This is a genomic window from Ruegeria sp. B1, assembly GCF_056535885.1.
In genome coordinates this window covers 2,723,832-2,748,613 of sequence record NZ_JBQFJA010000001.1, presented here as the reverse complement: position 1 = coordinate 2,748,613, position 24,782 = coordinate 2,723,832, and the positions used below count along the sequence as shown (strand labels likewise).

The window sequence follows — 24,782 nt, the reverse complement described above, 5'->3', positions numbered from 1 at the left end:
TGCGTATCGCAAGGGCTGTGTGGCCCCAATCGTTTCCTACCCCAGCAGCCGGCGGATCAGCCGGGCCGCGATCCAACCTAGGATCGCCCCGCCGCCCACGGCCCATACCGGGTTGATAAAGTCCATATAGTTGGTGTTGACATAGACCATGCCCAGCAACCCGCCCAGAACCGGAAGAGCATATCCAAGCACGGTCAACACATCGTCCTTACGGTTGCCGTTCCGGGGTGAGCGGGTCATCAACCGACCGAGCCTTCCAGCGAAATCGCGACAAGCTGCTGCGCTTCCATCGCAAACTCCATCGGCAGGGCCTGCAACACATCCTTGCAGAACCCGTTAACCACCAATGCCACGGCCTCTTCCTCGTCCATGCCGCGCTGGCGGCAGTAGAACAGCTGATCATCGTCCACCTTGGACGTCGTCGCTTCGTGTTCCACGCGAGACGAGTTGTTCTTGACCTCGATATACGGAACCGTATGCGCCCCGCATTTGTCGCCGATCAGCAGGCTGTCGCACTGCGTATAGTTGCGGCTGTCTTTTGCCTTTGGGTGCATCGAGACCAGACCACGATAGGTGTTCTGCGCCTTACCCGCGCTGATCCCCTTGGACACAATCCGGGATTTGGTGTTCTTCCCAAGATGCACCATCTTGGTGCCGGTATCGGCCTGCTGATAGTTGTTGGTAATCGCGATCGAGTAGAATTCACCCTGACTTTCGTCGCCCCGCAGGATGCAGGACGGGTATTTCCACGTCACGGCCGAGCCGGTTTCGACCTGCGTCCACATGACTTTGGAGCGGTCGCCCCGGCAATCGGCACGCTTGGTCACAAAGTTGTAGATGCCACCCTTGCCTTCTTCGTCCCCGGGGAACCAGTTCTGAACGGTGGCATATTTCACTTCGGCGTCTTCTTCGACGATGATTTCGACGATCGCGGCGTGCAACTGGGCCGTATCGCGCTGCGGTGCGGTGCACCCTTCCAGATAGGACACATACGAGCCTTTGTCGGCGATGATCAGCGTGCGTTCAAACTGGCCGGTGTTTTCGGCGTTGATGCGGAAATAGGTGCTCAACTCCATCGGGCAGCGCACGCCGGGTGGAATGTAGACAAAAGATCCGTCTGAAAAGACCGCCGAATTCAGTGTCGCATAAAAATTGTCCGAGACCGGCACAACCGTCCCAAGATACTTTTTCACCAGTTCGGGATGTTCACGGATCGCTTCGGAGATCGAGCAGAAGATCACCCCATGTTTCTTTAATTCATCCTGAAAGGTTGTCCCAACGGAAACCGAATCGAACACAGCATCCACCGCAACCTTGCGGCCTTCGGCCGGCGCCGCCTCAGCGCCCTCGACACCTGCAAGAATCATCTGTTCTTTCAAAGGGATACCGAGCTTTTCGTAAGTGGCCAGCAGTTTCGGATCAACCTCGTCCAGAGACTTGGGCTTTTCCTCCATCGATTTCGGACGCGCATAGTAATACTGGTCCTGAAAATCGATGGGCGGATAATGAACCATGGCCCATTTGGGTTCGTCCATCTTTGTCCAACGCTCAAAGGCCGACAGGCGCCACTCGGTCATCCACTCCGGCTCTTCGTTCTTTTCTGAAATCAGCCGCACGATATCCGGATTCACGCCTTTTGGCGCATATTCCATTTCGATATCTGTATCCCAGCCGTACTTGTAGGTCCCGACCTCACGCACCGCATCCACGGTTTCCTGATCGACACCCTCTTTCACCTGGGTCTGGTCCAAAGCGGCCATATCTTAACCCTCCGTCAGATCACGCTGCTCGCGCGCGATGCTTTTTCTCTTTTTCAATCCACGTCTCGGCGAAACGCAGCACGTCTTCTTCCGTTGTCTGGGGACCCAGCGACACGCGGATCGCGCTGGCTGCTGTCACCTCATCGTATCCCATCGCGGTCAGCACCGCACTTGCGCGTACCTTGCCGCTGGAACAGGCCGAGCCGGCGCTGATCGCAAAACCCGACAAGTCCATCTGCATCACCTGCGTCTCACCCTTCCAACCGGGACTTGCAAAACACGAGGTATTTGAAAGGCGCGTCTGGCCTTTCCCGACAAAAATAGGTGATTTAGTTCCAGCCTCAAGAGCACTTTCTAGAATATTTCTAAGTTCTGCGATTCGATCCCAAACACCGTCGCTCAGATCGCGCGCCGCGGCTTCGGCGGCGGCCCCGAAGCCCGCTATTCCAATGACATTTTCCGTCCCCGAGCGCCGCCCCATCTCTTGCCCACCGCCCCGGATCTGCGCCGCCAGATCGGTCCCGCGTTTCATGATAACGGCCCCGACACCCTTGGGCCCGCCCAGTTTATGCGCGGAGGCCAGCGCCACTTGCGCCCCCAGCCAGTTGAACGCAATCGGAAGCTTGCCAAACGCCTGGGTCGCATCCGTAACAGCCAAGCCGTCCGGCAGGTCCTGGACCAGCCCGGTTTCCGAATTGGCCAATTGCAGAGTGGACCGCGCAGGATCCTGAACAGCGACCCCCCCCTTGCCGGACACGTTCAGATCCTCAACCGACCAGGCCCGTACCGCGTCATGTTCAATGGCAGCGCCATGCAGATCGCGCCCAGCCAATGTCAGGGCCGCGCCTTCGGTCGAACCCGAGGTGAACACGATATCCGCCCCATCCGCACCAAACGCCGTCGCGATCTGTGCGCGCGCCCGCTCGATGACGGCCTTGGCCGCGCGGCCCTCTGCATGGACCGACGAGGGATTCCCGCAGACATCCATGGCCGCGGTCATCGCCTCGCGCGCTTCGGGCCGCAGGGGCGTGGTGGCATTGTGATCCAGGTATACGCGTTTCATGGACACGTCTTTCCCCGCTCACAGCTTGTCTGCTGGTCGAGGTTCAATGACTCAGTCATCCACAACAGCAAACAGGTTGGGGACGGCCGGACAGGGCGCGAGACCATTCTGGATGACATCGGACAAGCGAGTCTGGTGCAGGAACACGTAGACATGCGCGCTCAGCCCTTCCCACAGACGGTTGGTCATGGATTGCGCCCGACTGCCCGAAGAGCCGCCAGACGCACCCGCCCCCTTATGCATCGCATCCACGGTTTCATCCACCGCAGAAAGCACCTCGACCACGCGAATCTCTGACGCAGGTCGGGCCAGGCGATATCCCCCACCGGGACCCCGAACCGAGGCGACCAGCTCTGCCCGTCTCAACTTGACAAACAGCTGCTCAAGGTAGGGAAGAGAGATGTCCTGACGTTCGGAAATCTCGCCAAGAGTAACAAGTGCATCGGGGGATTGCAGCGCGATGTCGGCCAAGGCCACCATGGCGTAACGACCCTTGGTCGACAGCTTCATAATCTGTCCCTCGCGACAAGCCCGCGCGAAAACATTGACGCCGCCGCAGCCAGTGCGTATCTCCGACGAGCAACGTCATTGCGCGATGTGAAATAATTAGAACCATTCTAAGGTGCCAAGCGGATATCGTCAAGTATACCCCCTGGGCCAGCAGAGAAAAAAGACAGGACCAAAGCACACATGCCCGAGGTGATTTTTCCCGGACCCGAAGGCCGCCTGGAAGGCCGCTACCACCCGCAAAAGGAAAAAGACGCACCGATCGCCATCGTGCTGCACCCGCACCCGCAATTCGGCGGGACCATGAACAATAAGGTCGTCTACAACCTGCACTACGCGTTCTACAACATGGGCTTTACTGTGTTGCGGTTCAATTTCCGTGGTGTGGGGCGCAGTCAGGGCGAATACGATCAGGGCGTGGGTGAGCTGAGCGATGCGGCCTCGGCGCTCGATTACCTGCAGTCGATGAACAACAATTCGAAACACTGCTGGGTTGCCGGATTCTCGTTCGGGGCGTGGATTGGCATGCAACTGTTGATGCGCCGTCCCGAAATCACCGGCTTTATCAGCGTGTCGCCGCCCGCGAATATGTACGACTTTTCGTTCCTGGCGCCCTGCCCGTCTTCGGGTCTGATCATAAACGGTTCCGCAGACCGCGTTGCGCCACCGACCGACACAACCGCGCTGGTCAGCAAACTGCACGAGCAAAAAGGCATTACCATTACCCATACCGAAGTCGAGAGCGCGGATCATTTTTTCAGGACCGCCACATGGACACGCTGATCACCAATGTCAGCGACTATGTGAAACGCCGCCTGACCGAGACCACGCGCTGATGTCCGACACCATCACCACTCTTGCGGCCAAACTGGCCGAAGACACGATGAAGGTTATGGATGAGACGGGAGAGGATCGCTTTTTTGTCGAGGTCGGCGAGGTTCTGGGCGCGGCCTCGCAGTCACTGGAAGAAGCCTATCTGACCGAGATCCGGGTTCGTCTGGCCGAGCGCAAGGCCCGCCAATTCGTGATCAAACGGCTCTCGGAACACAGGTCGAAACTCAAGGCCATCGAAAAGCAATGACCGACCGCCTGGCGGCACAGATCGCATTCCTGAAACAGGCAGACAGGTTGAAAACGGTTGAGCGCGCCAATGTCCTGCTCGACCAGAGCCGCGCCGAGAATGCAGCCGAACACAGCTGGCACCTGGCGTTGTGGGCGCTGGTGATGGCCCCGCTAGCCGATTCAGAGGTGTCCATCGACCGGGTGATCCGCATGCTGTTGTTGCATGATCTGGTCGAGATCATCGTCGGCGATCACCCTATCCATCTGAAAACCGATTGGGCCGCCGTTGCGCAGGCCGAGCAATTGGCCGCGCGGGAGCTGTTTGGGCTCTTGCCCAAGGATCAGTACGACCAGTTTCTGGTGCTGTGGCACGAGTTTGAGGCTGACGAGACACCGGATGCCCGGTTTGCCAAGATCCTGGATCGATGCCAGCCCTTGTTTCAGGTTCTGTGTGCAGATCAGCCCCGCCCGGATCATTTGGCTGTTGTGCGGGACAATCTGCAAGACGGGCGCGCCGCCTATCTGGCTCAAGCCTTTCCGCAAGCCTATGACCATGCGCGCGCCCTGCAAAGTGGCGGCAAGACAGACAAGAACTCGTTCACGGATCGGCTGCCGTTCCTGACCGAGGCGGATCAGCTGAAATCGGTCATGCGCGCGTCGCGATTGATTGGCGCGCAGAGGTTCGAAAACTCTGCCGAGCATTCATGGCATGTGATGCTGTACGCCTGGGTACTGGCGGATCAGGCGGGCGGGGATGTCCGGATCGAGCGCGTTCTCAGCATGCTTTTACTGCACGACATTGTCGAAATAGATGCAGGCGACCACCCGATACATGGGCAGGTCGATCATGGCGCGCAGGCCGCGGCGGAAAACGCCGCCGCGTGCCGCCTGTTTGGTCTGCTGCCCCAAGACCAAGGCGCGGCCCTGCATGACTTGTGGCGCGAGTTCGAATGCGCGAACAGCCCTGATTCGCAATTTGCCAAGGCGGTCGACCGGCTTCAGACCCCGATTGCCAATCTGGAAACCGATGGCGGCTCTTGGATCGACTACAACGTCACGTATCCCCAGCTTGAAGCCCGCGTCCGGTCCGCGATCGAAACCGGGGCACCGCAGATCTGGGCCTGGCTGGAGCCGCAGCTGGTTGTGCATTTCGCAGCCAACCAAGTGCCAACCACCTGACACTACAAAAGAAAAAGGAGCCGGAAGGCTCCTTTTTCGTGGTGTATCCGGCGGGCGCTACACTACCCTACCATTAACTGTTGAACTGAATGGGCTGCATCAGTCTTGACGGACCCCCCGCCTGCAAGCCACCCAAGCGCCACGATCAGTGCCGAAGCAACAATGACGGATTTTACAAATGTGGTCATGAAACAATACTCGTTAACAAATCACTAACAACGAAGATGATGGTACACAAAAACCGATTTACCTAAAGTCAGGTAAACCTGACCTGACTGCCCAAGCGTCTGTAAGAATGCGCCCGAAGCCTCTTGCCTCATATCAGAAATTCGTGCTCAACCCGGCTGTGTAACCCCGTGCAGAGGTATTTGAGATGCCCAAAGCGTATTTGATCCTGCTACTGGCCGTCGTCGCGGAAACGATTGGCACGACCGCGTTGCAGGCCGGTCAGCAATTCACCCGATTGTGGCCATCGGTTCTGGTTGTTGTGGGATACGGGTGCGCATTTTACCTGCTGGCGCTGACGCTCAGGGTCATGCCGGTTGGTATTGTCTATGCGGTTTGGTCCGGTCTTGGCATTTTCTTTATTGCGATTATCGGTTTTGTTGTCTTCGGTCAGAAACTGGACGGGCCCGCGGTTCTAGGATTGTCGATGATTCTTGCCGGTATTCTGGTTATTCATCTGTTTTCCAAGACGGCTGGCCACTGAACACCCGATAGGGCTGGCATATTTCGCCGCACCGCGTTATGCGCCGGGCAACTTCCCGTTCAAAGGCTGACCTCTCATGGACCTGCGCAACATCGCAATCATCGCTCACGTGGACCACGGCAAGACAACGCTGGTGGATGAGCTGCTGAAGCAATCCGGCGCGTTCCGGGAAAATCAGGCCGTGGCCGAACGCGCCATGGACAGCAACGATCTGGAACGGGAACGCGGCATCACCATTTTGGCCAAAGCCACTTCGGTCGAGTGGAAAGGCACCCGGATCAACATCGTCGACACCCCCGGCCACGCGGATTTCGGGGGTGAGGTCGAGCGTATCCTCAGCATGGTCGACGGGGTTGTCCTGCTGGTCGATGCCGCCGAGGGGCCAATGCCGCAGACAAAATTCGTGACCTCCAAGGCGCTGGCTCTGGGTTTGCGCCCGATCGTGGTGTTGAACAAGGTCGACAAACCCGATGCAGAACCGGACCGCGCGCTGGACGAGTGCTTTGACCTGTTCGCCAATTTGGGCGCCGATGACGACCAGTTGGACTTTCCGGCCATGTACGCCTCCGGCCGATCCGGCTGGGCCGATATGGAACTGGACGGACCGCGCAAGGATCTGAGCGCCCTGTTTGATCTGATCGTGGATCATGTCCCTGCGCCACAGCAGGCCGCCCACAAAGATGAACCGTTCCGAATGTTGGCCACTACGCTTGGCAGTGATCCGTTCATTGGCCGCATCCTGACCGGTCGTGTCGAAACCGGTACATTGAAAACCGGCGACACCCTCAAGGCCCTCAGCCGGGATGGCACGCTGATCGAGAATTTCCGGGCCTCCAAGATCCTGGCCTTTCGCGGACTGAGCCAGCAGCCCATCGACAGTGCCGAAGCGGGCGACATCGTCACCATCGCCGGCATGAGCAAGGCCACGGTGGCCGACTCGCTGGTTGCGCCTCAGGTCGACCAGGCCCTGCCCGCCCAGCCGATTGACCCTCCCACCATCTCGGTGACATTCGGCATAAACGATTCGCCGCTGGCGGGCCGGGACGGGAAAAAGGTGCAGTCGCGCGTGATCCGCGACCGTCTGATGAAAGAGGCCGAATCCAATGTGGCCATCCGAATCAGCGACACCCCCGGTGGCGAAGCATTTGAGGTTGCCGGCCGCGGCGAATTGCAGATGGGTGTACTGATCGAAAACATGCGCCGCGAAGGGTTCGAACTCAGCATCTCGCGCCCGCAGGTCCTGTTCCGCGAGGAAGACGGTCAGCGTCTCGAACCCATCGAGGAAGTTACCATCGATGTGGATGACGAATACTCAGGTTCGGTGATCGAAAAGGTCACCGGTGCGCGTAAGGGCGAACTGGCCGAGATGCGCCCGGCAGGCGCTGGAAAGACCCGCATTATCGCACACGTCCCCTCACGGGGCTTGATCGGATATCACGGAGAATTCCTGACTGACACACGCGGCACCGGCGTCCTGAACCGCGTGTTCCATGGATGGGCCCCACACAAAGGCCCGATCCCGGGTCGTCGCGCCGGTGTTCTGATTTCGATGGAGAAAGGCCAGGCCGTAGCCTATGCGCTCTGGAACCTCGAAGAGCGTGGCCGGATGTTTGTCAGCCCTCAGACGGATGTCTACCAAGGCATGGTGATCGGCGAGCATTCCCGCGATAACGATCTGGAAGTGAACCCCCTGAAGGGCAAGAAACTGACCAACGTCCGCGCCAGCGGGTCTGACGAAGCTGTGCGACTGACACCACCGGTCCAGTTTTCGCTGGAAGAAGCCATTGCCTATATCGATGATGATGAGCTGGTCGAGGTCACTCCAAACGCCGTGCGCCTCCGCAAGCGGTTTCTGGACCCGCATGAGCGCAAGCGGATGGCCAAATCAGCCTGACGCACGTGCCCATGTACGTTGCCGAGCAAGAAACAATGGCATTAGTGTGACATTTTTTCATCCATTCCAAAAATGATGGGAATTGTATCACCTGCCGCTAGGTAAGTTTTTTCGCCTGTTTTTACTGTACATTCTACCTTTGGAAGAGTTAAGACACTCTCCATCACCTCAATTGCCTATTGTAAATCGGGCCGGAGAAAGGTGTATTTATGTCCAAAGTGTGACGTCGTTCATACATGCCCGACTCATTTGGCGCATAAGAACGAGGTGGTTGAGTAATGAGTTCCGAGGAGACGCGTTATGCGTATTAAGTCCCGTTTGTTATCTTTTGTATTTGTCTCGGCAGCAGCGCCCATGATTTCAGCTGCACCCGCCCAAGCCGCAGAAATGTGCACGGTCAAAACGGCCAGACAATCCGTGTCCACAGAAACACTCTGTGCCTGCAAGGTCGTTGATTCCAGGATGCTGCGCTACATCCAGCGCCGCGCGGATTTTGAAGACATCCTGGCACAGACGCTGCAAGTCTGCCCGGCTTTTGCGGCTGTTCTGACCGACTTCCCCACCGCATCGATTGGTGTTTCCGATCAGAGATCCGGCGATGGTGCGTCTGAAGAAGGCGGCGGTGGAGGCGGCGGCAACAACGGCGGCGGCAACAACGACGGCGGTGGTAACAACGACGGCGGACAGGATGGTACTGGCACGGGTGGACAGGATGGCACTGGCACCGGCGGACAGGATGGCACTGGCACCGGCGGACAGGATGGCACTGGCACGGGTGGACAGGATGGCACTGGCACCGGCGGACAGGATGGCACTGGCACCGGCGGACAGGATGGCACTGGCACCGGCGGACAGGATGGCACTGGCACCGGCGGACAGGATGGCACTGGCACCGGCGGACAGGATGGCACTGGCACCGGCGTAAGCGCTCCTGACCCTGCTCCCGCCGACTGAATATCAAGACACCCGGTAATCATGAATCAAAAAGCCCGGTGCTGGAGTATCCATGCGCCGGGCTTCTAAATCTCAGGACTAGGTCAAGTTTCAGTCTCAGCTTCGCCCGTAAACACCAACCCAACGACGCGGCTGTTTCGGATCCTGCATGCGCAGGAACAGATAGCGGGTTGCAGACCACGGTTTGATGCGGTTCGTCAGGTTGTCCAGAACCAAATCTCCTTGAGCAGAGCGGTAAACCAGAACAGCATGGGCATTTCGGCGCGTATCCAACACCGTCGCGATCAACAGTTTGTTGGGGTCGATACCGGCTTTGATCAGATCCCGCTTCTTAAGCAGGGCAAAATCCTCACAATCCCCACCCATGGATGTCGGCAGAGCCCAGCGTTCGCGCGTTTTATACTGATACTGATCCGTCACTTCGCGGGTCGATGCGTTCACCTGGCGGTTGATCTGCTTGATAATCTGCATTTCCTGCTGGCTGGACATCGCAACGGAACGTTTGGTCGCACACGCCCAACTATACTGACGGCACAGTTGGTTCGCACCGGATGGCGGCGGCGACGCTGCTACGGCGGTGATGAACGCGCCCTCTGTCGCGGCGGCCTCAGATGCAAGGAAAAGGGAACTGTCTACCAAGGCCAGCATTCCAACTGCGCGCCCCGACATTGACGCAATCCGCCCAAATGCGGTCCTAAACTCGCTGCCAAACGCTGTCATGCCTGTCCCTCGATCCTAGTTTTTCCCAGCGATTGCGGTCAAACCGGACATTATTTAGTTTTCACAAACTAAGCGTAAACAGGCTCGGCAGCGCAATCTCTGAGAAGCTTGACGGGGAAAAAAGGCGGAAATTCGTCCCTTAATTTGACCATTTCGCGCAAGAATTAGGGTGGCCCGGCCACAATTGGAACGCGAAAACCTTTAAGGAAAACACTCTAAGTAGCTTAATTGTATGACAATTATGAAATATTACTCACGCCACGAACCGCCAGATGCTTGACATAATCGACGGCGACACCTTGAGCAAAAAATCGCTTACTTTCGGCACAGTTAACGAAACTGTGAGCAAACTGTGATGCAAGACGACTCTCAATCGGTGATTTCGACGACAACCAGTTCACGCTCGCTGGCGCCACGTGCGTGATCAAGGGCCTGCTGATACTCTGCCGAGTTATAGCATTCCACAGCCGCCTCGAGCGACGGGAACCGGGCCACTACGTTGCGGGGTCTCTCTTTGCCTTCAAGCTGAACGTACCGCGCAGCGCGGGCGATGAATTCGCCCCCGTGTTTGGCCAGCGCTGGCCCGGCCAGTTCGGCATATTTTCCATACGCCTCTGCGTCCGTGACTGTCACATGTGCGATCCAAAGTGCAGGCATGTTATCCTCCCAAAACTTGTTCGGCGGCTTTAATGGCCGCGCCGGAATTGCTGGCATCCCGGCCCCCACCCTGCGCCATGTCAGGACGACCGCCGCCACCCTTGCCGCCCAGTTCCGCCACAGCGGCCTTGACCAGATCCACAGCTGAAATCCGGTCAGCCAGATCGGATGTGACACCTGCGGCGACGGCAGCCTTGCCACCGGTATCGGCGATCAATAAGACCGCGCCAGAGCCCAACCGGGATTTGTGCTCGTCGATCAACGTGGGCAGGTCCTTGCCAGATACACCGGTTAGCGCCTGAGCCAGGAACTTGACGCCGTTCACCTCATGCGGCTCAGCGCTGTTGCCGTGTCCGGCACCGCCGGCCATGGCCAGGTCGCGACGCAATTGCGCCACTTCATTTTGTAGCGCCTTACGCTCGTCCAATAGCGATTTCACCCGGACAACAACGTCTTCGGGCTGCGCCTTGAGCTCCGAGGCCAACTGTGACAGCCGATGATCCTGCGCCGAGAGGTATTGGAATGCGTCATCTCCGGTCAATGCTTCGATCCGACGAACGCCCGCGCTGCTGGCGCTGTCGCCAAGCACGACAAAGGTACCGATGTCACCGGTCTGGCGCACATGCGTCCCGCCGCACAGCTCAATCGACCAGGTTTCTCCATCCTGCCCCTTGCCCGTGGGTGCCTTGCCCATCGACACAACGCGCACTTCGTCACCGTATTTCTCACCGAACAGCGCCTGAGCGCCCAGCTCACGCGCATCATCCGGGGTCATGATTCGGGTCTCGACGGACGAGTTTTGGCGAATGAAATCATTCACTTCGCGCTCGACCTTTTGCAACTCATCCGAAGTCAGCGCCTTGGAATGGCTGAAATCGAACCTCAGCCGGTCGGCCGCATTCAAGGACCCGCGTTGCGCCACATGATCCCCAAGCGTTTCGCGAAGCGCCTCGTGCAGAAGATGGGTTGCCGAGTGGTTGGCTCGGATCGCCGTCCGGCGTGCGTGATCGACTTCAAGCTCAACCGCATCGCCTTTGGACAGCATCCCGTGGTCAACAGTCACACTATGTGCGTAGACTTTGCCTTCGGCAAATTTCCGAGTGTCGGTGACCCGAGACACATCCGTGCGCTCATCCAGGCGACGGATTTCGCCCGTGTCACCGACCTGACCGCCTGCTTCACCATAAAATGGTGTCTGGTTTACAACGACCCAGCCACTGCCACCCTGCTCGATCCTCTCGACCAGTTGGCCGTCCACGACCAGAGCCGCCACCTGACCTTCGGCTTTTTCCGTATCATAACCCAGAAAATCCGTGGCCCCTGCCGCATCCAGCACGTCAAACCAAACTGCCTTATCCGCCGCTTCGCCGGACCCGGCCCAGGCAGCACGAGCTTTGGCCTTTTGCTCAGCCATTGCAGAATCGAACCCGTCCGTGTCCACCGTCCGGCCTTTCTCGCGCAGCGCATCCTGCGTCAGGTCCAACGGGAACCCATAAGTGTCGTAGAGTTTGAAGGCCGCGTCGCCCGGCAAGGGTGCGCCTTCGGCCAAGCCTGCAACCTCGTCGTCCAGCAGTTTCAGACCGCGATCCAGTGTCTGTTTGAATCGAGTCTCTTCCAGCAACAGCGTCTCTTCGATCAGCGGCTGCGCCTGCCCAAGCTCGGAATACTGCGCGCCCATCAGTTGAACCAGTGTCGGAACAAGCCGGTGCATCACGGGATCTTTTGCGCCCAAAAGATGCGCGTGCCGCATGGCCCGGCGCATGATCCGCCGCAACACATAGCCTCGCCCGTCATTCGACGGCATCACCCCGTCCGCAATCAGAAATGAGGTTGACCGCAGGTGGTCGGCGATCACCCGATGATGCACGTTCTGGTCGCCATAGGGATCGACACCCGTCGCATCGGCCGAGGCCTCGATCAGCGTCTTGAACAGGTCGGTGTCATAATTGTCGTGACTGCCTTGCAGCAAGGCGCCGATCCGTTCCAGTCCCATGCCCGTGTCGATCGACTGCATGTCCAGTTCAACCATCGAGCCGTCCTCGAACTGCTCGTTCTGCATGAAAACGATGTTCCAGATTTCGATGAACCGGTCGCCGTCTTCTTCGGCTGATCCCGGCGGGCCACCCCAGATGTGATCGCCATGGTCGTAGAAAATCTCGGTACACGGGCCACAAGGTCCAGTGGGCCCCATCTGCCAGAAATTGTCATTGGTCGCGATCCTGATGATGCGGTCTTCGGGCACGCCGACTTTTTTCCAGATCTCGAATGCCTCGTCATCGGTATGGTAGACCGTGGTCAGCAACCGGTTCTTGTCGATGCCGAACTCTTTGGTGATCAACTCCCATGCAAAGGGGATCGCCTCGGGCTTAAAGTAGTCCCCGAACGAGAAATTCCCCAACATCTCAAAGAACGTGTGGTGGCGTGCGGTGTAACCGACGTTATCCAGATCGTTGTGCTTGCCGCCGGCGCGTACACATTTCTGAGCGGTTGTGGCGCGCTGATAGTCACGTGTTTCGACACCTGTAAACAGGTTTTTGAACTGCACCATGCCCGAATTCACGAACATCAGGGTCGGGTCATTGCGCGGCACCAGCGGGCTTGACGCAACCACTTCGTGACCCTGCTTGGCGAAATAGTTCAGAAAGGTTGAGCGGATATCGTTCAGCGTGGGCATCAGGCTCTCTCAGCGCGCATTCATAAGGTTCTGCGCAGGTTTAGCCCTGCACCCCCGGAGTGTCCACAGGAGAGGCGCCGCAGAATGCAACAAGGCGGCCCGCTCGGACCGCCCTGTTTTTGAAAAGTTACTTGAACCAGCGCGTCTGGGCTGGGTCCGACCTGGTCGTCAGGCTTCTAGGATGTCATCTTCCTCGGCTCCGGGCGGCATCTCAAAATCCAACCCGTGGGCGGCACGAATCTTGTCTTCGATTTCCAGCGCCACGCGCTCATTGTCGCGCAGATACTGCTTGGCGTTCTCACGCCCCTGCCCGATCCGCTCGTCGCCATAGCTAAACCAAGAACCCGACTTCTCGACCACGCCCGCCTTGACCCCCAGATCCAGAAGCTCGCCCATTTTGGATATGCCTTCGCCATACATGATGTCGAATTCCACCTGTTTGAACGGCGGTGCCACCTTGTTTTTGACAACCTTGACGCGGGTCTGGTTGCCAACAACCTCATCGCGATCCTTGATCGCACCGATGCGCCGGATGTCCAGACGAACCGAGCTGTAGAATTTCAGGGCGTTACCGCCAGTTGTGGTTTCGGGGCTGCCAAACATCACACCGATTTTCATCCGGATCTGGTTAATGAAAACCACCATGCAGTTCGAACGGTTGATCGAGCCGGTCAGCTTGCGCATCGCCTGGCTCATCAATCGGGCCTGCACGCCAACACTGCTGTCGCCCATGTCGCCCTCAAGCTCGGATTTCGGTGTTAGTGCCGCAACCGAGTCAACCACGACCATGTTCACCGCGCCCGATCGGACCAGCGTATCAGTGATCTCAAGCGCCTGCTCACCGGTATCAGGCTGCGAGATCAGCAACTCATCCAGATCAACGCCCAGCTTGCGCGCATATTGCGGGTCCAGAGCGTGCTCGGCGTCAACAAAGGCACAGACGCCGCCCCGTTTTTGCTGTTCGGCGATGCAGTGCAGGGTCAGCGTCGTCTTGCCCGAGCTTTCGGGTCCATAGATTTCGACAATCCGACCCATTGGCAGGCCGCCGATACCCAGCGCAATGTCCAGTCCCAATGAGCCGGTCGAGCTTGCCTCAATCTCCTGTTTGGTGTCGTCACCCAGTTTCATAATCGAGCCTTTGCCGAACTGCCGTTCGATCTGCGCCAGCGCGCTGTCCAGCGCCTTTTGCTTGTCCGCGTTTTTCTTGTCGCTCATCGTCAGAAGATCCGCCATTGTCCTGTCTCTTTCCTTTTGTCACACCCTTGGCCGGGCGGCAATCGCTGCTTTGTTCGCCTCTTGTTCCTTATGGGACCAAAAAGAGAACATTTCAATAAAAACTTACGGAACTCACTGTTCTGCAATTGTATTAAGGAGTCGTTTACGACACTCTGAGATGGAAAGACCTCGCAAATAGAGACGTTTAAATGCTTGTTTTTTATAAGGAACGCCTTGCGTTTCTGGCCGTTCCGAAAACCGGCAGCACCGCCTACCATTCAGCCTTGCGCGACCGGGCCGATCTGGTGATCACGGGCCCGCCCGAACTGAAACACGCCCCGGTGCGTCGATATGATCGGTTCTTTCAGAATATGTTTCGCAAAATGTACGATACAGAGATGGAGATCATGGCGGTCGTCCGCGAGCCTTTGGACTGGCTGGGCAGCTGGTACAGGTTTCGCAGCCGGCAGGATCGCGTCGGGCATCCACATTCCACCCGCGACCTCAGCTTTGACGTATTTGTTCGCGCTTATATGCAGAACCCGCGGCCCGAATTTGCCGATGTCGGAAGCCAGAGCCAATTTTTTCGCACCCGCAGCAACGGGTTTGGCGCCAGCCACGTGTTCAAATACGAGCATCAGGACAACATCCTGAGCTTTCTGGAAGACCGCCTGAACCTCAGAATCACCCTGCAACGGGAAAATGTGTCTCCGCCCGGCGACCTAACTCTTTCCGGTGAAACAGAACGCATGTTCCGCCAGTCCCACGCGGCAGAATTCGACATTCACGAGGCCGCCCGTTAGCGACCTTCAATTCATCTGTTGAAACACGGCCTCGGTCAGTTGGTTCAGCGAAAACGGCTTGGGCAAGAAGGTGGAATTTGCCATCTCGGGACCTGCGCCGCCAAACGCCCCCTCGGTGTAGCCCGATACAAACACCACCCGCACGTCGGGCCGCGTTTCCATGGCTTTGCGCACCCAGGTCGGCCCATCCATGCCGGGCATGACCACATCGGTCACAAAAACATCCACGTTCAGGTTGACGTCCTCAAGCAGTGTCAGAGCGTCCTCGGCGGATTCCGCCTCGAGCACCGTATACCCCTTGAGCCGCAAGGCCCGCGTCGCAAAGGCGCGGACCGGGGCCTCGTCTTCAACCAGCAGAACGACCCCCTCGCCCTGACGCGCGGTTTTGGTGTCGGGCAGGTCGGCGGCATGTGGTTCGACATCCGTTTTGGTGTCGCAGACCGGGAGATACACCGTGAACTCGGTCCCCTGCCCCACGACGCTGTCCACAAAGATGAACCCGCCGGTTTGTTTGACGATCCCATAAGCGGTCGACAATCCAAGGCCGGTGCCCTCGCCTGTGCGTTTCGTCGTATAGAACGGTTCGAACACCTTCTGCAGTTTGTCCGCCGATATGCCGACACCGCGATCGATCACCTTGACCGTCACATATTCGCCGACCGGCACGGTGGCGCGATCCCGCAAAAACGGCAATGTGAGATTTACAACTTCAGTTTCGATCCGGATCTCACCACCATCGGGCATTGCATCGCGCGCATTGACGACAAGGTTCATCAACACCTGCTCAAGCTGGCGCTTGTCGGCCCTGACGGATTTGAGGACCGGATCATGGCTCAGCGTCAGTTGAACCTTTTCACCGACCAGGCGGTTCAGCAGATGGATCAGGTCGGAGATCGTGTCGCGCAGGTCCAAAACTTCCGGCCGCAAGGTCTGTTTGCGGGAAAACGCCAGCAACTGCCCGACCAGAGCGGCCGCGCGGTTGGCATTCTGGTTGATTTGAATCAGATCGCCATAGTTCGGGTCGTTCTGGTCATGTCTCAGCAACAGCAGGTCGCAATGCCCGGATATGGCCGTCAGAAGATTGTTGAAGTCGTGGGCAACTCCCCCGGCCAACTGACCGACGGCCTGCATTTTCTGACCCTGAACAAATTGTGCTTCCAGCGTCTTGAGTTCCGTCGCGTCGTTCAGGACAGCTATGAGGCGCAGCTGACCATCGCTGAGGACCCGGTTGAGCGTGACTTGAACAAAAATCTCCTTGTCATCTCTGGTCAGCCGCAAAAACTCCGAGCGCGGCGCATCTTCGCCGTTGGCGGTGCTGGCCAGCCAGTCCACAATCGGGTGACCCATCCCCTGCATGATCTGCCCGATATGGGTGTCACACAACCTGATGTCGCCCAGCAGTTTGGCCGCCAACCGATTGGCCTCGAGAATGGTGCCCTCGGGTGAGAGATACATTATCGGTACGGGGAGGTCTGCAAAGGCCGTACCTTCCTGCACCGTGGGATCGTCCTGCAGCGGCAGAAGGACGAGATTTCGCGCATTGCCGGATTGGGGAAGATAAGACACTGCAACCGAGGTCTGCCCAGCCTGGGTGGGAACCCGGCAGATCGCCCCGCTATCCGGTGAGTCGTCCCCGAAAACCTGATCCAGAGACCCCGGCCGGAATCCCAAAAGCTGTTCGGCTGCCGGGTTGGAATAGAGCACGACATCGCTCCGACCAACCGTCAGGACGGGCAGGCTTACATCGCTCCAGGGGCTGATTTCATCCATGCCAAAACGCCAGCAAAACGCGCCCTTGGCCAGTTTGAAAACCGAAACCGGGATAATATGGTCGCGCGTGGCAATCTCTTCCTTGGCGCTCCCTCGCGTTTCGGCCAGAGATTGCAGTCGCAGCACAGTCACAGACGGATTGGCAAAGACCGAGCGCAGGCACCGGACGATACTCATGCCCGGCTCAACATGTAGGCGCTGTTGCGCTCTTGGATTAGCGACCAGCACCCGACCCTGCGCATCGGCAATCAGGCTGGGAAACGGGTCCTGTTTCGCAAATGCCGCCATCAGCGCGGTCGCTTTGCGGGTTGCCCTTTTGGTTAGTTGCCCTTTGATCACCGTCCCGACAGCGACCGCCAGCAAAGAGCCACCCACAACCAACAGCCCCATGTTCCAATCTGCTGGCAATACCCCAAGCGCTGGCGTCGTGATCAAAAGCACCGCCAGCAGCAGCAGGGACACAAACCGTCCGAACTGTGGCGTCTTGCGAAGAGAGGGATCAGAAAAGTGCTCTGTGATGTCGGACATGAACGGCTCTGGGCAATGGGGTCGGGCAGAAACGACCCCAAATTGGTTAAGACCGGTTTAACGAAGGCTGACAAGATACTCTTCCCATGGTTGTTACCTATGGAAGAGTTATCGCGTCAAATGTGCAACAAAAAAGCCGTCCACACCCTGTGTCACCCGCCAGGATTTGCGGAATTTTTCCCGCCAGACCGGGTGGCTGGCCAGAAAGCTGTCCACAACAGCACCGTTTTCGTCGTCAAGCATGGAACATGTCGCATAGGCCAACATCCCGCCCGGTTCGGTCAGTAAGGCTGCTTTTTCGAGAATACCGGCCTGAATACCGGTCAGGTCCTTTAGCCGATCTTCTGTCAAAGCCCATTTGCCAGCGGGCGCGCGACGCCAGGCGCCGCTGCCGGAACACGGTGCATCCACGAGAACAACGTCATAGGGCGCACCACTGGCGATCCCCTCCGCGGACAAGACGGTGACATCGGCGCCAGCTCGCTCCGCCCGAAGCGGCAGATCGCGCATCCTCTGCACGTTTGCATCATGTGCAAACACCGCGACGTCCCGATGCGCCGCAAGTGCAAGTGTCTTGCCGCCTCCACCCGCGCAATAATCCAGTACGCGCATGCCCGGTTCAAGGGTCAGCGACGACACAACAGCCTGGCTGGCGGCGTCCTGCAGCTCAACCAGTCCGTCAAGATAAGCCTGGCTTTGCGAGACTTTGCGCGCACCCTCGGTAACTTCCAGCGCCGTGTGACACGCCGGATGGGTATGGGCCGTGATGCCGTCATGGGCCAGCGCCGCAATGGCACTGTCCCGAGTGGACTTGAGTAAATTTACCCTGAGATGCACCGGCGCTCGACGCTGCAAGGCGATCGCTGCCGGAATGGCCTCCTCACCCAGCGAGTTGCAAAATCGGGGCCACAGCCACTCCGGAACATCACATCGCTCGGCGTCAGAGACGAAATCACGCGCGGTTTCGTGTGCCTCAACCGGCGCGGGAGCGTGGCGTTCCCCGGAAAACAATGTGTCCGGATCAGAACCAGAGACACGAATGGCACCGATCATGAGACCGCGCCCGGTTTCTGCCCCGCCGAGGGCAGCAAACGACCGCTTGCGTCGAACTGCATTGAACACGTGATCCCGAACCGCTGCGCGATCCTTGGACCCTGCAAAGCGACTGCGCCGGGCCCAGCCCGTAAGCGCTTTTTCAACCGGCACACCGGACAGAATCTCGTCGAGGATTTCGATCGAGGCCTGAACGCGGGCCGCAGGTGTCATTTTCGTGTTCCTTTGCAGTCAGCGGCGCGCGGTCTTGATCCTCAGACTCGCGGTTCGACGTACCCGTCCAGACGTCGTTGATACACGGTGGCCTACATAACCCGATAGTTCGGGCTTTCACGAGTGATCTGAACATCATGCACGTGGCTTTCTTTCAGACCGGCCCCGGTGATTTTCACAAAGCTGCAGTTCCGCCGCATCTCTTCCACCGTGGCGCAGCCGGTGTATCCCATGGCCGCGCGCAGGCCCCCCACAAGCTGATGTACAACGGCACTGGCCGAGCCCTTGTAAGGCACCTGCCCCTCAATGCCCTCGGGCACCAGCTTGTCATTGGCCGCATCTTTCTGGAAATACCGATCCGCAGAGCCGCGCGCCATCGCACCCAGGCTGCCCATGCCACGATAGGATTTGAACGACCGGCCCTGATACAGGATGACCTCGCCCGGGCTTTCGTCCGTCCCGGCGATCATCGATCCGACCATGGCACAGGAGGCGCCTGCCGCGATGGCCTTGGCAAAATCACCTGAGAACTTGATCCCGCCATCCGCGATTACAGGCACGTCCTGCGCCGCCGCGGCACAGTCCATTATGGCCGTCAGCTGCGGTACACCGACACCAGCCACCATGCGCGTCGTACAGATCGATCCCGGACCAATGCCGACCTTGATTGCATCCGCCCCCGCATCGATCAGCGCCCGGGTCGCCTCACCCGTGGCCACGTTGCCTGCGATAATCTGCACCTCGTTCGACAACGTCTTGACCCTTTTCACCGCGTCCAGAACCCCTTGCGAATGGCCATGAGCGGTATCGACAACAATGATGTCGACACCCGAATCCACCAATTGCTCGGACCGCTCAAACCCAGCATCCCCGACCGAGGTCGCGGCTGCTACACGCAGACGGCCCAGCCGATCCTTGCAAGCGGTCGGGTTCAGCACCGCTTGTTCTGTGTCTTTCAGCGTCAGCAAACCGGTCAGCTTGCCTTCGGCGTCAACCACCAGCAGTTTTTCAATCCGGCGGGCGCGCATCAGGCTTTTGGCCTCTTCCAGATCCGCAGGCTCTTGCAGCATGGCCAGATTTTCCGAGGTCATCATCGCCTTGATCCGCGTGTCATCCGAGGTTGCAAAGCGCATGTCCCGGTTGGTGACGATACCAACAACGCGTCCATCGTCCTCAACCACAGGAAACCCGGTGAAGTTGTACCGCTCGACCAGGGCCTGCGCGTCCGCGAGGGTCTGATCCGCACGCAGGGTCACGGGGTTGTAGACAATGCCAGACTCAAACCGTTTGACCCGCCGAATTTCGCGGGCCTGCTCTTCGATCGACAGGTTCTTGTGCACAACGCCGATGCCGCCGGCCTGCGCCATGGCAATCGCCATGCGCGCCTCGGTCACCGTGTCCATGGCCGAGCTGAGCAGCGGGATGTTCATGGTGATCTCGCGCGTGACGCGAGTCGTGGTATCTGCCGTCGCGGGCAGCACAGTGGATGCGCCCGGAACCAGGAGAACGTCGTCAAAGGTGAGTGCCTCACGAATCTGCATTTGTTAACCCCATGCAAAAGCCCGTTTGGCGGTGACCCTATGGCATGGATTTGACCCAAGGAAAAGCCCCCCGCCGCAAGTTGTTGCCGACCAAGGCGCACCGTCACGTTCCAAAAAGACGCAACACGCCCAAAACGTGCCGCGGATTGCCCTTTCCCTTTGCGCGCAAATACATATCTTGCCCGAAATACGCGCTCATCAATAAAGGCAGGCCGTTCATGACAACCGACCCCCTTGTCGTCTTTACCCCATCGGGCAAACGCGGGCATTTTCCGACCGGCACGCCGATTCTGACCGCCGCGCGCCAGTTGGGGGTTGATCTGGATTCGGTCTGCGGTGGGCGGGGTATCTGTTCCAAATGCCAGATTACACCCAGCTACGGAGAATTTCCCAAACATGGCGTAACCGTCAAAGAAGACGCGCTGAGCGAATGGAATGCGGTCGAGCAACGCTATGACGACAAACGCGGGCTTAAACCGGGCCGCCGACTGGGCTGTCAGGCGACGGTACAGGGCGATGTCGTGATCGACGTGCCACCGGAAAGCCAGGTACACCGCCAGGTGGTGCGCAAGGCCGCGGCCGCCCGCGCGATCACCATGGACCCGGCGACACGGTTATACTTCGTGGTGGTCGAAGAACCCGACATGCATTCGCCCACCGGCGATCTGGAACGGCTGGAACGCGCCCTGCGCGAGCAATGGAAGATCGAGACGGTCACGGCCGATTTATCCCTGCTGTCCAAACTGCAACCGGCATTGCGCAAAGGGAAATGGGAGGTCACTGTTGCCGTCCACAAGGGCCACAAGGACGCCGTGGCCAGCATTGTGGAAATCTGGCCGGGGCTGCACGAACATGGGCTTTACGGTCTGGCTATTGACCTAGGCTCAACCACCATCGCCGCGCATCTGACCGATCTGGAAACCGGGGAAGTGAAGGCCTCGTCCGGCCTGATGAACCCGCAAATCCGGTTTGGCGAAGACCTGATGAGTCGCGTGTCCTATTCCATGATGAATCCCGGCGGGGATCGCGAGATGACCAAGGCCGTGCGCGAGGCGATCAACGATCTGACCACCTCAATCGCGGCAGAGGCCGATATCGACGCCACGCTGATTGTCGAAACGGTGTTTGTCTGCAATCCGGTCATGCACCACCTGCTGCTGGGGCTGGACCCGGTGGAACTGGGCCAGGCGCCGTTTGCGCTGGCCACGTCTGAAAGCATGTCCCTGCCCGCGCGCGAGATGGACCTGACCAACATGAACCCGCGGGCGCAGATTTACATCCTGCCCTGCATCGCAGGCCATGTCGGCGCAGACTGCGCCGCCGTGGCCCTGTCGGAAGAACCCGGCAAATCCGAGGATTTGGTCCTTATCGTCGATGTGGGTACCAATGCCGAGATTCTGCTGGGCAACACCAGCCGTGTTCTAGCTTGCTCCTCTCCGACCGGTCCGGCCTTTGAAGGGGCCCAGATCAGTTCCGGCCAGCGCGCGGCCCCCGGCGCCATCGAACGGATCGAGATCGACCCTGTCACCAAGAACCCCCGGTTCCGCGTCATTGGGTCCGAGAAATGGTCGGACGAGGATGGCTTTGACCAGGATGTCGCAACCACCGGCATCACCGGCATCTGCGGCTCGGGTATCATCGAAGCCGTCGCCGAAATGCGCATGGCCGGCCTGCTGGATGAGAGCGGGTTGATCGGCTCGGCCGAGCGAGCCGGAACCCCGCGCTGTGTACCCGAAGGCCGCACGCATTCCTACATGATCCACGATTCAAGCGCCGAGGGTGGGCCGCGCATAACCGTCACCCAAGGCGATATCCGGGCCATCCAACTAGCGAAATCCGCCCTCTATGCCGGCGCGCGCCTGCTGATGGATGAGATGCAGGTCGACAAGGTCGACAGGGTTGTACTGGCCGGGGCATTTGGCGCCCATATCTCGACCAAACACGCCATGGTTCTGGGCATGATTCCGGACGCCCCGCTGGACAAAGTTACAAGCGCCGGCAACGCGGCCGGAACCGGCGCCAGAATCGCCCTGTGCAACATCGCGGCCCGCGCCGAGATCGAACGGGTCGTGCGCGAGATCACCAAGGTCGAAACCGCGATTGAACCGAAATTCCAGGACCATTTTGTGGCCGCAAACGCCATCCCGCACAAAACAGACCCGTTCCCCGAACTGGCGCGGGTCGTCACCCTGCCTTCACCCTCCTTCAACGCAGGCGGTGCAGAAAGCGAAGCAGGCGGCGGACGCCGCCGTCGACGCAGGGGTTGAGTGCTTCGTAAGACGCGCCAAACCCCACTATCCGGCCGGAATCAAATTTTAGGCGTGCGATACTCTGGAGCGGGTAGCGGGAATCGAACCCGCGCGTTCAGCTTGGGAAGCTGACAGGCTACCATTACATCATACCCGCGTACTGGTCTGAATAGCATCGCCGCTTTACCCGGTTCAAGCTCGTATGAGACAATATCACTCCGTCCGGGCACGCAGACTGTCGATCAGGGACTGGTCGACATCCAGCGCTTTGCCGGCAGCGTCCAGGGTGCGCGTATCCAGATGGTGGGGGCACAAATCCACACCCTTGGACAACGCGTGAACAATGACCTTCATCGCTTTGATTCTTGCATATTTTTTGTTATTCGACGGAATCAGATGCCAAGGCGCGATATCGGTCGAGGTGTGCGCCAGCATCTCATCAACCGCCAGTTCTGTCTGCTCCCATTTCTCACGGTTGCGAAAGTCCTCATAGGTCAGTTTCCAACGCTTCAGGGGGTCTTTGAGCCGTTCGGTGAACCGTCTCATCTGTTCGTCCGGCGAGATGTGAAAAAACAGTTTTACAATTCGGGTCCGGTCATCCGCCAGCATGCGTTCGAAATCGTTGATTTCCCGATAGGCGGCGCGCCAGCGTTTCTCTGGCGTGAGGTTTTCGATCCTCTCGACCAGGACCCGGCCATACCAGCTGCGATCAAACGCCGAGATCGCACCACAGGGCGGAAGACGCTCCCAAAATCGCAGCAGATAGTGGCGGTTGAGGTAATAATTCCTGGGGGCACCGATGGGCCAGACCTTGAAACTACGCGGATCCAGCGCCTGGCTGATTCGGCGAATGGTGCCGCCTTTGCCGGCCGCGTCCCAGCCTTCGAAGACAAGCACGCCTTTCAGCCCGTGAAACAGAAACGCCTGCTGAATCCGTGCAAGTTTGGCCTGTAGCTCAGCAAGCTGTTCAAAATACGCGTTTTTTTCCAAACGCTTGGTCAGATCTGCATCCGACAGTTTTGGAGGGTGATGTTTGGACATGGTTAACCGGATCAGAACGTTTGATGCGACCATTCTGTCTGGTTTCAAAAACCGCGCCTTGATCCGGGTCAAACACAGAAGGCCGGGAGAAACGCCCGGCCTTTGCTGGTTGTATCTGGTTTTTATCAGGCGCGGCGGCGGCGACCGCCTCCGCGGCGTCCACGCGCGCCCTCACCTTCGGCCCCCTCTGCCTCGGGCGCCTTATTAAATTTGATCCATGCGCCGCCGTGTGGGTCGTTGTTTGTGAGCAGGTTGGCGGCGCGGATGGCTTCCATTTCCTTGCCGGCGCGCGGCAGGGTCGAGCCGAGACCGAACATCTGTACAAAGGCCTCGTCCTCCATGCCCTCGGGCAGGATGATGCCGGCGGCAGCCACCGCCTCTTTCTTTTCGGCAATCTTTTTCTGCGTCACCGGCAAGGCCACCGGGTTCATGATGGCCGAGGTCATACCGGCGCCCATGGCCATGGGCAGGAAGGCGTTGTTGATGCCATGACGGTTGGGCAGACCAAACGAGATGTTGGAGGCACCGCAGGTGGTGTTCACGCCCAGTTCCTCGCGCAGGCGACGGACCAGGGCAAAGACCTGGTTGCCGGCGGTTGCCATTGCACCGATGGGCATGACCAGCGGGTCGACCACGATGTCATGGGCGGGGATGCCGTGATCGGCGGCCCGCTCGACAATCGTTTTGGCGACGGCAAAACGCACATCGGGATCTTCGGAAATACCGGTGTCGTCATTCGAGATCGCCACAACCGGCACGTTGTACTTCTTGACCAGCGGCAGAACCAGTTCCAGGCGTTCTTCCTCGCCAGTCACCGAGTTCAGCAGCGGACGGCCTTCAGCCGCCTCCAGACCGGCTTCCAACGCGCCCGGAACCGACGAGTCGATGCACAGCGGCACGTCCACCAGACCCTGCACCAGCTCGACAATCCGGCGCATCAGCGGCGGCTCGGTCTCGTTTGGGTTTGGGTTCGAGTTGTAGACAACCCCGGCGTTGATATCCAGGACGGTCGCACCGGCCGCAACCTGCGCCAGCGCGTCTTTCTCGACGGTCGAGAAATCGCCCGCTTCCAGTTCCGCCGCCAGTTTCTTGCGACCCGTGGGGTTGATGCGCTCACCGATCACGCAGAACGGTTCGTCAAAGCCCAGAACGGCAGTTTTTGTTTTTGATTCGACGACTGTACGGGTCAT

General features: G+C 58.8%; 20 protein-coding genes, 1 tRNA gene and 1 pseudogene. 8 read left to right on the top strand and 14 right to left on the bottom strand.

The genetic code is table 11. The features are described 5' to 3' along the window. Positions 1-36 precede the first annotated feature (36 nt). The 4 genes from ACR3ES_RS13540 to iscR are packed head-to-tail and all read right to left on the bottom strand — an operon-like array spanning position 37 to position 3,333. Positions 37-240, bottom strand: a complete 204-nt coding sequence (locus ACR3ES_RS13540; protein ID WP_170430598.1) for a hypothetical protein — start codon at positions 238-240, stop codon at positions 37-39. Further along, complete coding sequence (gene sufB / locus ACR3ES_RS13535) at positions 240-1,760, bottom strand: Fe-S cluster assembly protein SufB (protein WP_170430600.1); 1,521 nt, start codon at positions 1,758-1,760, stop codon at positions 240-242. The genes ACR3ES_RS13540 and sufB overlap by 1 nt, the downstream gene beginning before the upstream one ends. A 19-nt stretch (positions 1,761-1,779) precedes the next feature. Beyond that, positions 1,780-2,823, bottom strand: a complete 1,044-nt coding sequence (locus tag ACR3ES_RS13530) for a cysteine desulfurase family protein (protein ID WP_170430602.1) — start codon at positions 2,821-2,823, stop codon at positions 1,780-1,782. A 51-nt stretch (positions 2,824-2,874) separates the two neighbouring features. Further along, the gene (gene iscR, locus ACR3ES_RS13525; protein ID WP_170430605.1) at positions 2,875-3,333 is read right to left on the bottom strand and encodes a Fe-S cluster assembly transcriptional regulator IscR; all 459 of its coding nucleotides are present in this window, start codon (positions 3,331-3,333) and stop codon (positions 2,875-2,877) included. A gap of 180 nt (positions 3,334-3,513) precedes the next feature. Here iscR and ACR3ES_RS13520 point away from each other — a divergent pair. The 6 genes and pseudogenes from ACR3ES_RS13520 to ACR3ES_RS13495 all read left to right on the top strand — a co-directional run bounded on the left by ACR3ES_RS13520 (position 3,514) and on the right by ACR3ES_RS13495 (position 9,128). Beyond that, a pseudogene (locus tag ACR3ES_RS13520) lies at positions 3,514-4,166 on the top strand (alpha/beta hydrolase). Beyond that, complete coding sequence (locus ACR3ES_RS13515) at positions 4,166-4,411, top strand: hypothetical protein (RefSeq protein WP_170430609.1); 246 nt, start codon at positions 4,166-4,168, stop codon at positions 4,409-4,411. The pseudogene ACR3ES_RS13520 and the gene ACR3ES_RS13515 overlap by 1 nt, the downstream one beginning before the upstream one ends. Continuing rightward, on the top strand, positions 4,408-5,571 hold the full coding sequence (locus ACR3ES_RS13510; RefSeq protein ID WP_170430611.1) for an HD domain-containing protein: 1,164 nt from the start codon (positions 4,408-4,410) through the stop codon (positions 5,569-5,571). Before ACR3ES_RS13515 ends, ACR3ES_RS13510 begins: the two co-directional genes overlap by 4 nt. A gap of 373 nt (positions 5,572-5,944) precedes the next feature. Further along, positions 5,945-6,280, top strand: a complete 336-nt coding sequence (locus ACR3ES_RS13505) for an SMR family transporter (protein ID WP_170430613.1) — start codon at positions 5,945-5,947, stop codon at positions 6,278-6,280. Between the two features lie 76 nt (positions 6,281-6,356). After that, positions 6,357-8,174, top strand: coding sequence for a translational GTPase TypA (gene typA / locus ACR3ES_RS13500; protein ID WP_170437900.1), 1,818 nt, complete (start codon positions 6,357-6,359; stop codon positions 8,172-8,174). Between the two features lie 300 nt (positions 8,175-8,474). Then, positions 8,475-9,128 carry a hypothetical protein gene (locus ACR3ES_RS13495; RefSeq protein ID WP_480425481.1) on the top strand — a complete coding sequence of 218 codons (654 nt, stop codon included), beginning with the start codon at positions 8,475-8,477 and terminating at the stop codon, positions 9,126-9,128. Positions 9,129-9,224: 96 nt separating this feature from the next. Here ACR3ES_RS13495 and ACR3ES_RS13490 read toward each other — a convergent pair whose 3' ends face one another. The 4 genes from ACR3ES_RS13490 to recA form a co-directional block, all read right to left on the bottom strand. Continuing rightward, positions 9,225-9,797 carry a transglutaminase-like cysteine peptidase gene (locus ACR3ES_RS13490; RefSeq protein WP_480425479.1) on the bottom strand — a complete coding sequence of 191 codons (573 nt, stop codon included), beginning with the start codon at positions 9,795-9,797 and terminating at the stop codon, positions 9,225-9,227. Positions 9,798-10,217: 420 nt separating this feature from the next. Next, a complete protein-coding gene (locus tag ACR3ES_RS13485) occupies positions 10,218-10,505 on the bottom strand; it encodes a DUF1330 domain-containing protein (protein ID WP_170437906.1) in 288 nt (95 codons plus the stop codon). A gap of 1 nt (position 10,506) precedes the next feature. Continuing rightward, positions 10,507-13,179 (bottom strand): alanine--tRNA ligase, encoded by a 2,673-nt coding sequence (alaS, locus tag ACR3ES_RS13480; RefSeq protein WP_480425478.1) that lies wholly within the window; start codon positions 13,177-13,179, stop codon positions 10,507-10,509. A gap of 168 nt (positions 13,180-13,347) precedes the next feature. Next, positions 13,348-14,412 (bottom strand): recombinase RecA, encoded by a 1,065-nt coding sequence (recA, locus tag ACR3ES_RS13475; protein WP_170437910.1) that lies wholly within the window; start codon positions 14,410-14,412, stop codon positions 13,348-13,350. Positions 14,413-14,603: 191 nt separating this feature from the next. Here recA and ACR3ES_RS13470 point away from each other — a divergent pair, with 191 nt between their 5' ends. After that, entirely contained in the window at positions 14,604-15,197 is a 594-nt protein-coding gene (locus tag ACR3ES_RS13470) for a sulfotransferase family 2 domain-containing protein (RefSeq protein WP_170437911.1), read from the top strand. A 6-nt stretch (positions 15,198-15,203) separates the two neighbouring features. Here the strand turns inward: ACR3ES_RS13470 and ACR3ES_RS13465 are convergent, their stop codons facing one another. The 3 genes from ACR3ES_RS13465 to guaB form a co-directional block, all read right to left on the bottom strand. Then, positions 15,204-17,495, bottom strand: coding sequence for an ATP-binding protein (locus tag ACR3ES_RS13465; RefSeq protein ID WP_170437913.1), 2,292 nt, complete (start codon positions 17,493-17,495; stop codon positions 15,204-15,206). A gap of 108 nt (positions 17,496-17,603) precedes the next feature. Continuing rightward, a complete protein-coding gene (locus tag ACR3ES_RS13460) occupies positions 17,604-18,761 on the bottom strand; it encodes an RsmB/NOP family class I SAM-dependent RNA methyltransferase (protein WP_480425475.1) in 1,158 nt (385 codons plus the stop codon). A gap of 92 nt (positions 18,762-18,853) precedes the next feature. After that, a complete protein-coding gene (gene guaB / locus ACR3ES_RS13455) occupies positions 18,854-20,302 on the bottom strand; it encodes an IMP dehydrogenase (protein WP_170437917.1) in 1,449 nt (482 codons plus the stop codon). A gap of 218 nt (positions 20,303-20,520) precedes the next feature. Between guaB and ACR3ES_RS13450 the strand changes: the two genes are divergently transcribed. After that, the gene (locus ACR3ES_RS13450) at positions 20,521-22,569 is read left to right on the top strand and encodes an ASKHA domain-containing protein (protein ID WP_170437919.1); all 2,049 of its coding nucleotides are present in this window, start codon (positions 20,521-20,523) and stop codon (positions 22,567-22,569) included. Between the two features lie 65 nt (positions 22,570-22,634). Here ACR3ES_RS13450 and ACR3ES_RS13445 read toward each other — a convergent pair. The 3 genes from ACR3ES_RS13445 to ACR3ES_RS13435 form a co-directional block, all read right to left on the bottom strand. Beyond that, positions 22,635-22,708 (bottom strand) — tRNA-Gly (locus ACR3ES_RS13445). Between the two features lie 56 nt (positions 22,709-22,764). Next, positions 22,765-23,625, bottom strand: a complete 861-nt coding sequence (locus ACR3ES_RS13440; protein WP_480425473.1) for a polyphosphate kinase 2 family protein — start codon at positions 23,623-23,625, stop codon at positions 22,765-22,767. Positions 23,626-23,717: 92 nt separating this feature from the next. Further along, positions 23,718-24,782, bottom strand: coding sequence for a methyltetrahydrofolate cobalamin methyltransferase (locus ACR3ES_RS13435; RefSeq protein WP_480425471.1), 1,065 nt, complete (start codon positions 24,780-24,782; stop codon positions 23,718-23,720).